13 protein-coding genes are annotated in these 11,030 nt (G+C 59.0%); 8 read left to right on the top strand and 5 right to left on the bottom strand.

Translation table 11 applies throughout. The annotated features are described in order from the left end of the window. Positions 1-209: 209 nt before the first annotated feature. Genes ACE3QM_RS19110 through ACE3QM_RS19100 form a run of 3 tightly spaced genes read right to left on the bottom strand, consistent with a single transcriptional unit; the run spans position 210 to position 3,501 of the window. On the bottom strand, positions 210-1,019 hold the full coding sequence (locus ACE3QM_RS19110) for a plasmid partitioning protein RepB C-terminal domain-containing protein (protein ID WP_374424106.1): 810 nt from the start codon (positions 1,017-1,019) through the stop codon (positions 210-212). After that, on the bottom strand, positions 1,016-1,933 hold the full coding sequence (locus ACE3QM_RS19105; protein WP_374424104.1) for a plasmid partitioning protein RepB C-terminal domain-containing protein: 918 nt from the start codon (positions 1,931-1,933) through the stop codon (positions 1,016-1,018). The genes ACE3QM_RS19110 and ACE3QM_RS19105 overlap by 4 nt, the downstream gene beginning before the upstream one ends. Further along, complete coding sequence (locus ACE3QM_RS19100) at positions 1,930-3,501, bottom strand: recombinase family protein (protein ID WP_374424102.1); 1,572 nt, start codon at positions 3,499-3,501, stop codon at positions 1,930-1,932. Before ACE3QM_RS19100 ends, ACE3QM_RS19105 begins: the two co-directional genes overlap by 4 nt. On the opposite strand from ACE3QM_RS19100, the gene ACE3QM_RS19095 reads away from it, so the two are divergent. Genes ACE3QM_RS19095 through ACE3QM_RS19085 form a run of 3 tightly spaced genes read left to right on the top strand, consistent with a single transcriptional unit; the run spans position 3,463 to position 4,666 of the window. Then, on the top strand, positions 3,463-4,050 hold the full coding sequence (locus ACE3QM_RS19095) for a hypothetical protein (RefSeq protein ID WP_374424100.1): 588 nt from the start codon (positions 3,463-3,465) through the stop codon (positions 4,048-4,050). The two genes, ACE3QM_RS19100 and ACE3QM_RS19095, sit on opposite strands and share 39 nt — an antisense overlap. 15 nt (positions 4,051-4,065) lie before the next feature. Then, on the top strand, positions 4,066-4,338 hold the full coding sequence (locus ACE3QM_RS19090) for a hypothetical protein (protein ID WP_374424108.1): 273 nt from the start codon (positions 4,066-4,068) through the stop codon (positions 4,336-4,338). After that, positions 4,304-4,666: a type VI immunity family protein gene (locus ACE3QM_RS19085; RefSeq protein WP_374424098.1), complete on the top strand. Its 363-nt coding sequence runs from the start codon at positions 4,304-4,306 to the stop codon at positions 4,664-4,666. Before ACE3QM_RS19090 ends, ACE3QM_RS19085 begins: the two co-directional genes overlap by 35 nt. 89 nt (positions 4,667-4,755) lie before the next feature. On the opposite strand, the gene ACE3QM_RS19080 is transcribed toward ACE3QM_RS19085, so the two are convergent. After that, positions 4,756-5,079 (bottom strand): hypothetical protein, encoded by a 324-nt coding sequence (locus tag ACE3QM_RS19080; protein ID WP_374424096.1) that lies wholly within the window; start codon positions 5,077-5,079, stop codon positions 4,756-4,758. A 1,151-nt stretch (positions 5,080-6,230) separates the two neighbouring features. Here ACE3QM_RS19080 and ACE3QM_RS19075 point away from each other — a divergent pair. From ACE3QM_RS19075 to ACE3QM_RS19055, 5 genes are read left to right on the top strand one after another with little or no spacing between them, the layout of a single operon-like run. Continuing rightward, positions 6,231-7,259 carry a hypothetical protein gene (locus ACE3QM_RS19075; protein WP_374424094.1) on the top strand — a complete coding sequence of 343 codons (1,029 nt, stop codon included), beginning with the start codon at positions 6,231-6,233 and terminating at the stop codon, positions 7,257-7,259. Then, a complete protein-coding gene (locus ACE3QM_RS19070) occupies positions 7,246-7,503 on the top strand; it encodes a phosphopantetheine-binding protein (protein WP_231461358.1) in 258 nt (85 codons plus the stop codon). Before ACE3QM_RS19075 ends, ACE3QM_RS19070 begins: the two co-directional genes overlap by 14 nt. Beyond that, positions 7,500-8,294: a type II CAAX prenyl endopeptidase Rce1 family protein gene (locus tag ACE3QM_RS19065; RefSeq protein ID WP_374424092.1), complete on the top strand. Its 795-nt coding sequence runs from the start codon at positions 7,500-7,502 to the stop codon at positions 8,292-8,294. The genes ACE3QM_RS19070 and ACE3QM_RS19065 overlap by 4 nt, the downstream gene beginning before the upstream one ends. Continuing rightward, on the top strand, positions 8,291-9,052 hold the full coding sequence (locus ACE3QM_RS19060; RefSeq protein WP_374424090.1) for a S49 family peptidase: 762 nt from the start codon (positions 8,291-8,293) through the stop codon (positions 9,050-9,052). The genes ACE3QM_RS19065 and ACE3QM_RS19060 overlap by 4 nt, the downstream gene beginning before the upstream one ends. Next, positions 9,037-9,741: a hypothetical protein gene (locus ACE3QM_RS19055; protein WP_374424088.1), complete on the top strand. Its 705-nt coding sequence runs from the start codon at positions 9,037-9,039 to the stop codon at positions 9,739-9,741. The genes ACE3QM_RS19060 and ACE3QM_RS19055 overlap by 16 nt, the downstream gene beginning before the upstream one ends. Positions 9,742-9,855: 114 nt before the next feature. Here ACE3QM_RS19055 and ACE3QM_RS19050 read toward each other — a convergent pair whose 3' ends face one another. Beyond that, on the bottom strand, positions 9,856-11,019 hold the full coding sequence (locus tag ACE3QM_RS19050) for a histidine decarboxylase (RefSeq protein ID WP_374424086.1): 1,164 nt from the start codon (positions 11,017-11,019) through the stop codon (positions 9,856-9,858). Between the last annotated feature and the right edge of the window lie 11 nt (positions 11,020-11,030).

Here is an 11,030-nt window from a genome sequence, read left to right as displayed (position 1 = left end):
GACAAGCTGAATTGATCTGACAATCGGGCGCCGTCAAAACGGGAGACTGTCAGATCAAGTCTGAACTTCTACAATTCAGGGCCATTCAGGAGGCGTGCCGCCGTCGTTGAGCTTCACTCGCTTCCTTGGCTCCGGGTGTCTGTAGTAATAGCCTCCATGACCGATACGAGTTCTTCCGATAAGTCCTTGTGATGGCGCTTTAGGTAACCTTAAATGGCTTCGTTGCGAATCAGTCGCGAGATGTAGCCTTTCGCAACGACCAGCACAAGCATGGTTTCACCCAGCGTCTCCTCTACTAACTGGTAATCGTGGTGGAGCTTTTCCATCTCAAGCTCCATATGTGCGATATCTTCTGGCGTGACTTCCGTGTGCTTGGTCTTTTTCTTGTCGATCAGTTGCTCAGATCGTGTCGCCACCAGAATCATGTCGACATAGCTTTGGGTGAACCGGTTTGCTGAGAGCATCATCTCGGCTGCCTCGATCTGTCGCATGGGCTTCATCTTGCGTAATACGCGAAATACCTGCCGGCCAATCATACGGTCCTTGAGTAGTTCGACCACTTCCGGGGCAATGCCATCCAGCAGGTGTTGACGCTCATGGGTACGGTCAACGTTGACATTGAGCACCTGTGCAATGCGTTCGGCTGGAACCCCTTTCTTGATCGCCGCCAGGATCATCTTGTGCTCCTGAATGGCACTGACTCGGTTGATCTGGCGGTTGTAGGTGAACCCTTCATCGTCGGTTGAAACCAGGCAAACAACTTCCTGATCCCCCAACTCTTTCAGAGCCTCAAGCCGTAAATGGCCATCCAGCAAGATAAAGTGCTGGGCATCCCCGTTGATCCGCTTTTCCGGGTGCACGGCAAGCGGCTCGACAATACCGAGTTCACGGATAGAGGCCAGAATTGCTTGATATTTGACCGACTGCAGTACCTCCTGGCTGACCAGGCGAGTCGGCAAGATGCTCTGGATTGGAACCCTGATGGTTTCTGCCTCGAAACCCATCCGTACCTGTGTCATGCATGCCCCCCTCCACGTACCCGTTCCGCGAGTGGTTGCGGCATGTCTTGAATATTCTCTGCCCGGAGCAGGGTCAGGAAATGCTCGTCAGCCATCAGGCGGCGCAAGGCAGTGGTGACGAAAAGGAGGCGTTGGTCGTTAATCTCGGCCTTTTTGACCATCAGTTTTTGCCGCCGAACCTCAGCCTGGTAGGTCTTCAGTAGCTTTTGAGGTGTGACATTCTTGTCACCGCGGAGGTGCCAGCCTCGTCGATAGCCTTTGCCGAACGCCGTGCGTTGCGTAATCAGTCGTCGTACCCGCATCAGCTGGTCACCTTTGAGCAAGCCAGATTCGTAGGCCTGCATCATGGCACTTTGGATTTCGTCATCGCCCGATCGCGCAATCTCCGCGGCCATGGAAATCGACAGCCAGCCGCTTTCGACGGCGCCAATCAGGCGTTCCTCCCCCTGGCGCAACAAATAGATGATCGTGTTGATGTAGCTTGGGTCCAGTCCGGTCTTTTGCGCGATCTGTACATTGTTATAGCCCCGGTCCTCCAGAATCCGGACCGCATCCAGCAAGTCATGGTTGGAGTGCTTACGCCGAGCCAGATTTTCCACCAGACTGATCAGGTAACGATCGACCTCGGAGGCCTGTACCACGACACAGGGAATCGCCTTCTCCCCCAACATCTGGTAAGCCTCGTAGCGACCCTGTCCGCAGATCAGGTCGTAGATCTGCCCCGTCTCGGCTGTGCCCCTTTCCGCAACGGTGATCGGCCGTTTCAGTCCCAGGGTGGCAATGTTTTCCACTAGGCGAGCAAAAATCTTCTTGTCGCGTACGCGCGGGTTGAGCACCCTGATCCGGTCAAGCTCGATTAGGCGGATCTCTGACTCGCCGTTTACATGGTGCAGAGTACGGAGAGCGAGTGTCATGACAGCATCTCCCGCAAGGATGTACGCCGCGCCAGCACAAACAACGGCTCCAGCGAGTCGAACCGGTAGATTTCCAGCCCGGCTTCGTTTTGCTGCGCCAAGGTTAGCTTGGCCACCGTCATATCGATCGCCGGCAACAGGTAGTAATCCAATGTCTGGGTGCCATCTGGCGACATACGTACGGCGACGGTAATGTCGGGAAACAACCCAGTGTCGAAGCGAATGATCCAGCGGCTCGAGCCCGCTTGGGTCATCCTGCACCGGCTGAGTACCAGCGAGACGGTGAATTCTTCGTTGATGGTAAGCAGGCCGTTCTCTGGATCTGTCGTCACCCGCCCTCCCAAGGACCGGATGTGCTCGATGGTTTCCTCGACTAGATGAGGATACTGTTCACGTAAGCCGCGATTGATCTCGATGTAGCTGAAATCCCGATCTGGGGTATAACCGATCAGGGTATAGCACCGCAGCAGGCTGCCGAACCGACTCAGATAGGCGCTACTGGAGGGACAGTTTTCGGCTTCGTCGATCACCAGTCCGGATAGGCTCCCCTGTTGCAGGTATAACTGGCGCAGCGCATCCAGCATTTCTTCGTCAGAGAGACGATACGAGCGGGACTGGATGATGGCTTGGGCGGCATTGAACAGCGTTTTATTGACGATAGGTTCAAAGGCCCCATCAGCCCGTACCCACTGTTCTGGGCTGTTACGCACGCGTTGGTTTTTTAGCTTGAACGAGCCGTGGTTCCAGACGTTGTTGCCGATGTATTTTTCGTTGATCAGCACCTGGTGCACCGTGCCACGTGTCCATGCTCGTCCCAGGTCTGTTGTTATGCCTCGCTGGTTCAGCATGCCGGCGATTTCTTGTTCGCTTCGCCCCTCCTCCACGAAGGCTCGGTAAATGTCCCCAATGATGGCCACCTCTTCCTCCGGGCCAGGGATCAGGATGATCCGGTCCGTCTGAATACTCTTGTGTTCTCCCCGTGTCAGCAGAGCTTTGGGTGCCCAGGTGTGATCGACAAACTGCTGGCGCAATCCGAAACCGGCCGTTCCCTCTTGTCGATAGCCCCGCTCGATCAACCGTGCCTGGCCGGCAAACACCTTCACGGACAGCTCACGGCTGTACTCACCAGCCATGGTGCGTTTGACGCTCTTGATGATGCTCGACACCGGGCTGTCGTCGTTGACGAACTGTTCCGCGCAGTACTGGACGGACACACCGGCGTGCTTACAGCGGATTTCATAACTGGCACTTTCATCGGGATCTTGGAAGCGCCCCCAGCGGCTCACGTCGTAGACCAGGATGGTGGAGTAGTCTGCTGCCCCTGTCTCGATGTCTTCCAGCAGGTTTTTCAGCGCATGACGGCCATCCAGGCGCAAGCCACTTTTCCCCTCGTCGGCGTAAGTGCGGACAATCTCAATGTTTCGTTGCTGTGCATACAGGAACAGGGCCGCAGCCTGGTTTTCTGTGGAGTACTGCTGATGCTCTGTCGACATGCGGACGTATGCCGCCGCCCTGACAGGGTAGGGGTATTGCGTACTTCCTATGCGACTGCTCGACAAGTGGTTCATGGCGAGCTCCTGCTTTACTGGCCGGTTCAACGGATGGTGGGCCAGGCGCCAGGCATCGGTGAAGTGATTGCCGGCGTGGTGGTTCCATTTCTCAATTTAGCGGGAGGAATCGGAAAGATGTTGCCGAAAACGGGCAAGGTTTTGCCGAATGGGCCGGCAGAAGGCTCTGAAGTCGATTATGCAAATCAAATTTCAGCGGCTTTGCAAAAGGAGTTGGGACGATCCCATCGCGCAACCAATACTGTGATGCGATGGACGGGAGCCAGCGAGCGAACAGTCAAAAACTGGATAACAGGGGAACGAGGACCATCGGGGGACTACCTGGTGGCCTTGATTCGGAATTCAGACGAAGTGATGCAATGTATTTTGCATATGGCGGACAGGCCCCAGGCGGTCGCTATCGCCAAGATCCCAGACATCGTCCAACTCATGTGCGAGGTACTTGAGTTGTTTGGAAAAGCAGGCTCTGACGACCCGACTAGACCAGACCCAGAGTACCAAGGTCAGCAGGCGCAGCTGGAAGGAGTTCAGGCCGAGAGGGGAGGCTGACAGAGGGACAGAACCTTGGAGCAACTATTGTGTGAATCCGATAGGATTTTCTCAACTTTTCTGCGAATTCCTACGATGGAATTCACAAAAAAAGTGCACAAACCATTGATTTCTAAAGGGGGTCGATCTCAAGTATTGTGTGATCCTATGGATGAGTTGGACAAGTTGGACGGTGAGCCTGGTTGGAAATATCAGGTCAAAACAGCATGGAAAAATGGGTGGAAGATTTTGTTTGGAATCATCGTGTTTTTAATTGTGTTGGCCCTGGGTTCGTACGGCAGCTTGTGATGGTGTTTGTTGGCTGACGTTGCTTGGACCTCGCTATATCGAGAAGCTGGGTGGCATGGCCGCGCTCAAGCAGCAGCTGCAGTTGCCCGATGTCAGCGTGCAGGAAACCGATAACGGCAGATTAATGGTTCAGGCTGGTGTGTTGCCGGATGTCGGCGCGCAGGAAGATGGCCATCCTCCTGCCTATGTAGCGGTGAATCGGGTGCTCAAGTCGGTGAGGGTGCCTCATCCGGATCAGCTGCACACCAGCATGGACGATGCGGAAGGCTTCACCAAGGCCAATACCTTGGCGTGGTATGCGCGGTTTGATGAGGTGGAAAACGCATGAGCCAGCGCGGTGGCCCGATTTGCCGCTAGCCCCTTGCCGCAAGGCCTAAATACTAGCGCCGCAGCCTCCCCGCTGCGGCGTTGTTACGTCTACATCACTTCCGATATCTGCACGAAGCCGGCCTGCAGTTCCTGGCGGATGGGTTCCAGCAAGGCCACGATTTGTTCGCAGTTGACTTGCTGGTCCTCCTGGCAGTTCAGCAGCAGCGTCATCATGGCGTGCAGGCTCTGGTTGGCGGTGTGGACATGCACAATGCCGCGGCTTAGGGCTTCATCGGCTTGCAGGTAGGACTGTTCCAGGATGGAGACCATGGCGTTGGCTTCGTCCTGGCCGGTGGTGGTGAGGTAGAGCTGTCTGATCTGCTCGCGCAGTTGCAGCAGCGGCGGCTGGAGTTGGACGGTGGCGGCGCTCATGGCTGGTCCTCCATGGCCGTGAACATCGCTGCGGGGTGGGTCGGACGGGGGTGCTGCCGGTAGAAACTCAATATATTCATTATGGCCTCCACTAACATCGCTTTAGGGATGCCTGCGCGGCACGCACGGAAGGCGTGGGCAGGCACATGACAAAGTGGGAGGACCGGACATCCAACGGCAGCCCCGGAGGGCTCAGTGCCATGCGCCCGCCCGGATGGTGGCAGACGCAACAGCACATAACGAATCGCGGCCAAGCGATTTGCTACGGGATATCAAACGGGCCTCCCAGCCCATGGCTGCGTTATTTGGCGCAGCGCACGGACGAGAGTAAGGGGGGAAGGCGGGGGCGTCAAGGTTGGGAGGCCTGTCCGTTGGGGAAATGAATGCCGCGATGTTCACGCTTTTTGTACGGGGAATCGCCCCGATTTTGCCATGTTGTATTTTCCCACCATTCATTTCCGGCAGGCGCTTGCTCATTTAGCGATGCCTGGGATGATAAATGGAATGGAGATGATGGCGCTGGGCTGAGGAAAGGCGTTTGCATGATATTGGTATTTTGGCGGGCCGGGGTGGAGCAGGCAAAGTGGCGCGTATTGCAGCGCTATTATGCAATAAGACCCGCTCACAAGCCCGCTGATTCTACGTGTGCTGTTGGCGTGTCATGGCTCAGCGTCGCCGCCGGTGTTGTTCGTGGTTCTAACGGGTCTTTACCGTGTTTCCATTTTTTATTTTGCATGTCTTTGGTATTTTTGCGATGCATTGAAAAAACATCATCCTATTAATGGATAAGATTTTCTAATAATTTGGGCGCTTGCTCATATTCGTTTGGATAAGCGGAAATCTGAGAGGGCCAGGCGAGATTGACTCTTGGGTAAAGGTGAAGGCAGAGTGCTTACTTGCCTGCCTTTTGCAGGCCAATTTCTTTCAAGCCATTTTATTGGAGAGCATTCATGCCATTAAACAAGCCGGCTAAACCGCCAGCCGTTAAGGTGTTGATTGGCGGAAAAGTGGTTCTGGTGTCCAAATCCGCCGTCACTCCAGTTCAATCCTCGGCCACATGTCTGATTATTGCCCAGTAATCCCACGGTAAATCGAGTGAGCCCTTTAGATAAGGGCTCACATTTTATCTGGCCTCATTTTAATTGGGGGGAATGGTGGAAAATAAAAACGCAATATCGCCTGCGCCGCCAGCTTATGGCATGCCTGTTGGTGTCAGGTTTTCAGATATGATCGGGCTTATTCCGCGTTGGGCCTGGCTTGGCGGCAAGTGGCCGTATTTCATGCAAATGGCGCTGGCCGTATTCGTGGGCAGCATCTGGACCTTAAAGGCCTTGGCGAATACCCGCAAAGTGAGTTCGACAGTGTCCGCCATTTCACATGCGTTGAGTGTTTCGTATGTGCGGAGTTGGCACATTTACTGGCACACCCAGATCAATCACGCTAGAAACACCCTGATTTTTTCCACGCTGTGCCGGCTGCCTGGAGAGCGCTTATTGCGCTGGGGGCGCAGGCATACGCAAGTGGATATCCGGCCGCCCAAGGAGGTGGCGCCGGAAAAGCCCGTTATTTATTTGGTGGTTTCATTCGCGCTGCACTACTTCGGCATGTTGCAGCCAGTGCGGCAGCAATATGCCAATGCCAGGAAAATAGCGGTGGTGCAGCCGCGTTGCGCCTTGGAGCCGCTGCAGAAGATTGGTTTTTATCAATCCTTGTCCCGCATGACCGGGCAGCGCATAGAGGGCATTGCCGCTGACCAGCCATTGGTGGCCAGGCAGATTGCCAGGGCGGTGCGCCAGGGCTTTTCCGTGGCGATGAGGGTGGACAGCATGCCCACGGAAACCGTGCGCATGGTGGGGTCGCGGCTTTGCGGCAAGGCGGCGATGTTTCCATTGAGCATTCTGGAAATAGCCAAGCGGCTGGAGGTGGACCTGGTCGTGCTCAGCGTGGTGAGGGAGGAGGATGTGTTTCGCACCGCCAGCCATTTGCGCCTTGCCGTGCCGGCGCAGGCCTCGGGCGAGGCGCTGACCGAGATGGCCTGCCGCATCGACGGCGTGATTGGCGCGCTGATTGCCCGTTATCCCGAGCAATACACCGCCTGGCATGCGGTGGCGGAGCGCTGGCGCTTGGCGCAGGAGATTGAGCAGGCGCTGGCCGATGGAGGTGAATATGGCGCTGCGTGAAGATGTGGCGGCCATTCTGGCGCGGGCAACGGATTTGCCGCTGGAAACCATTCTTGGCGCTCCGGATGTGGATACCCTGGGGCTGGATTCCTTGTCGCTTTACGATGTGTTGTTTGAATTGGAGAAGGCGTTTCTGCTTGAGATTTCCGATGAGGAGGCCGGCCAGTTGCATACTCTGCTGGATTTTGAGGCGCTATTGCAGCGCAAGCTCGCGGAGGCGGCGGCGGTGGAACGCTCGACATGAGCCCGCCGCTGTCACTTAGCCGCGAGCGCGCTGGCCTGCTTGGCCTGATTGCCGCGCTGGCCTGGGCGCAGTTGAGCAGCGGAGCGGGGTTATGGGGGCCGGTGCTGCTGGCGGCCTGGAGTGGATGGCGGGTATGGCGGCAGGCGCAGCCCTTGGCGCGCATGGTGCTGGTGCTGGTGTCGGCATGGCTGCTCAACCGCATGCTGTTGTTGGAGTGGCAGGTCTGGCCGCTGATCATGTTGTTGCCCATTTTGCTCACATTGCTGGTGTTTTGGCGCTGGGACCGGCCGCGTGTGCTGGAGGTGATGCGCATGGGGCGCCTACGGGCGCGGCATGCCGCGCTGGGGGTGCTGGTGGGCTTGATCAGCAGCGGTGTTTTGCTGTTGTGGATGCGTGGGTTCGCGCCGGATTTGCGCGTGCAGGCCGGGCTGATGCCGGCTTGGCCGGTGATGGCCCTGCTGGCGGTGATTTTGGGGTTTGCGTTGCTGAACAGCTGGCTGGAGGAGGTGATTTATCGCGGCATGGTGCAGGGTGGTTTGGCCGAGGCCGCCTTGCCCTTGTCCATCGTCTTGCTGGTGCAGGCGCTGGCCTTTGCCGCCGCGCACTATGCCGGAGGGGTGCCGAATGGCTGGCTGGGCGTCGGCCTGACCTTGTTGTACGGCTTGGCCTTGGGCGGGCTGAGGGTGTGGAGCGGAGGCCTGGCCGCCGCGTTCACGGCGCATGTGACCACGGATGTGTGCATTGGGACCGTGCTGGCGTTTCCGGCGATCCGGATGGAGATCATGTCGTGATATGGCCGCGTCGCCCGTCTTGTATCTATGTTTTTTCCATTGCCGGGCCGATTACCGAGGCCAGCGCGCTGGAGTTCGCCCTGCGGCTGCGGGAATTGCCGACACGCAAGCCGGCGGCCTGCGCGGTATTGCTGCGTGTTTCTTCCAATGGCGGCGGCGCCGGCAGCGCGGAAGCCATTATTGAAGCGGTGAATCTGTGCCGCGAGGAGTTGGGTCTGCCCATTGTGGCCCTGGTGATGGAGACGGCCTTGTCGGCGGGGCTGTTGCCCGCGTTGGCGGCGGACCGGCTGGTGGTCACGCCCAGCGCCACCTTGGGCGGAGCGGGGGCGATTGTGCGTTTGTTGTCTCCGTCGGCGTTGTTGTCCAAGCTAGGCGTGGGCTACACCGCTTATGCCAGCAATGCCTTGAAGGATATGTTCAGTCATTGTGCCGATCTGGCCCCGGAGGCGGAGCAGGCCTTGCATGAGCTGGTGCGGGAAAACGGGCGGCAGTTCATGGCGGCCCTCCTGGCATGCCGGCCGGCCTTGGGTGCCGAGGGGCGGGAGCGCTTGGCGGCCGGGCAGGTGTTGAATGGGGCGGAGGCCGTCGCCTTGGGGCTGGCGGATGTGGTGGGCGGTTTTTACGCGGCGGTGGCCGAGTGCGGGCGTTTGGCCGGCCATGGCGCGCCCTTGCTGCGTTTTGTGGAGCCCGCTTCCGCCGTGCCTTGGCCTTTGCTGGATGGCTTGTTGCGGCTGGGCAAACGGTGGTTCCGTCCCTGAGACCTGGTTCCGGTCTAGCCGCGTGTCTGCTGGCCGCCATCGGCCTGAGCCTGCTGCCCGCCGTCCAGGCCCAGCATGTCTATGAGTTGGACTATCGGCGCATCGCCGATGGCGTCAATCTGAAATACCTGTTCAAGGTCAGCCCGCAAACATATCCGGACTTGGCGTTTCGCCTGCGCTTGTCTCCGCTGGAGCGCGCTTTGCCCTTGGAGGGCGGCACGCTGGAGATTCTGGCGGCGGCCGCGCCCATCAGTCTGCGGCTGGACCGTTTCGGCTCGGTGGCGGTGCCGATCAGCGCGGCGCTGTACCGCGAGAACCCGCCGGTGCGGATCACGGTGCCGGCCAAGGTGGGCTTGCAGCTTGGGGTGGAGGTTCGCCTCAAGCGGCACGGTGTTGACGGGGTGGCGATGGCGCAGTTGGAGCAGGGGCGGCGGCAGTATCAGGCGGCGCTGCGGGAGGCCGGCTGGTGGGTGGCGCGGCTGGCGCCGAGCTTGCAGCGGGTGGTGATCCGCATGCCGGCCGGCCCGGCGGCCCGCTGCCAGTTGGAGCCGGTTTCCGCCCAGGAGGTGGGCTGCATCAGCAATGCGCAGGGGGCGTGCCGGCTGCGGCTGGCGGATCTGGCCGCGTCGCCGGCGGGCCGAGTGATGTGTCAGCGGGAGGTGGAGGCGGTGTTGCTGGAGGCGGAGTAAGCATTTGTTCAAAATCTGCCGCGCTTCGGCGATACGGCGGAGGCGTTACAGCGGAAAGCCGCCCATTGTGGGCGGCTTTCCGCTTTGCTGCGCCGCGGCGGCGCTATGCGGGGTTTAGGCCGCGCTCATGGTGGCGCCGGCCGGGGCCGTCACCGCGCCCAGGTCCTGGACGATGTCGTCCAGCAGGCGGTCCAGCCGCTGGCTGTCGTGGTGGTGGGGCGTGGTGATCAGGTGGGCGGTGCCGCCGGATCGGGCCAGGCCGTGTTTGTCGCATACCGGCTCGGACGGGCTGGGGAAGACCACGGTGATGGAGTTCTTGCAGCGCCAAGCCTGGATGCCGGCGGCCTGGAGGCGGTCTATCGCGTATTGGGCCATGTCCAGGCAGTGGCGCACTTTGCGGCGCCATTCCGCCAGCGGCCGGCTCTTGATGGCGGCCCACAACATCATGGGGGTGTGGCCGTTGCGGGAGCCGCTGATGGTCTGGTCCTTGGCGGAGATGTAGTCGATTTCCACGGAGATGCGCGACACATTGCTGCGCTTGGCCAGCACGATGCCGCATGGCATCGGCGAACCTATCATCTTGTGGCCGGACACGCTGATGGAGTCGATGCCGTCGGCGAAGGAGTAGGGCTGCGGGGCGTCGACGAAGGGCAGGATCATGCCGCTGAGCGCGGCGTCGGCGTGCAGGTAGTAATCCTGCCGCGGGATGCCGGCCTCAGCCAGCTTGTGCTGGATGACGCCGATGTCGTCCACGGCGCCTTTCATGGTGGTGCCGACATTGACGAAGACGATGGGGTGGCGTTCCTGATCTTGCTGGATTTTGGCCACCAGGTCGTCGTAGTCGATTTCGCCGCTGGGCAGGGAGTCCACCGCGCGGGATTTGATGCGCAGCAGCTTGATGATCTTGGCCACGGAGTAGTGGCTGTCCTTGGAGTAGTACAGCGTGGCGTCGGGGAAGAGTTCGCGGGCGAGGTAGCAGCCGAACATATTGCCTTCGGTGCCGCCGTTGGTGACGTAGCCCCAGCTTTCATCAAAGGGGATGTGGAATAGTTCGGCGAAGAAGTGCATGACTTCGCGTTCGAAGTCGAAGGAATTCAGCAGGTAGTTGCTGCTTTCGTTCCAGTCGCCGCAGTTGTTGATGGAGAAGCGCAGGAAGCGGTGCAAGGGGGCGTAGTCGAAGTCGGCTGACTCTGGATAAGCGAGATTGAAATATTGGTGCTGCAAGCAGTAATGCCAAAAAGATTCGATACGGTTTTGGTCAAGTGGGGACAGCGACATGGGTGGTGGCT

This window comes from Chromobacterium sp., assembly GCF_041912965.1.
Classification (GTDB): domain Bacteria; phylum Pseudomonadota; class Gammaproteobacteria; order Burkholderiales; family Chromobacteriaceae; genus Chromobacterium; species Chromobacterium aquaticum.
Note: the sequence above shows the minus strand (reverse complement) of the source record. Positions and strands in the feature narration are given on the sequence as shown.

Excerpts from the sequence above, each read along its gene's own strand:
- ACE3QM_RS19110 (WP_374424106.1), bottom strand. The coding sequence starts at position 1,019 with ATGACACAGGTACGGATGGGTTTCGAGGCAGAAACCATCAGGGTTCCA.
- ACE3QM_RS19105 (WP_374424104.1), bottom strand. The coding sequence starts at position 1,933 with ATGACACTCGCTCTCCGTACTCTGCACCATGTAAACGGCGAGTCAGAG.
- ACE3QM_RS19100 (WP_374424102.1), bottom strand. The coding sequence starts at position 3,501 with ATGAACCACTTGTCGAGCAGTCGCATAGGAAGTACGCAATACCCCTAC.
- ACE3QM_RS19080 (WP_374424096.1), bottom strand. The coding sequence starts at position 5,079 with ATGAGCGCCGCCACCGTCCAACTCCAGCCGCCGCTGCTGCAACTGCGC.
- ACE3QM_RS19075 (WP_374424094.1), top strand. The coding sequence starts at position 6,231 with ATGGTGGAAAATAAAAACGCAATATCGCCTGCGCCGCCAGCTTATGGC.
- ACE3QM_RS19070 (WP_231461358.1), top strand. The coding sequence starts at position 7,246 with ATGGCGCTGCGTGAAGATGTGGCGGCCATTCTGGCGCGGGCAACGGAT.
- ACE3QM_RS19065 (WP_374424092.1), top strand. The coding sequence starts at position 7,500 with ATGAGCCCGCCGCTGTCACTTAGCCGCGAGCGCGCTGGCCTGCTTGGC.
- ACE3QM_RS19050 (WP_374424086.1), bottom strand. The coding sequence starts at position 11,019 with ATGTCGCTGTCCCCACTTGACCAAAACCGTATCGAATCTTTTTGGCAT.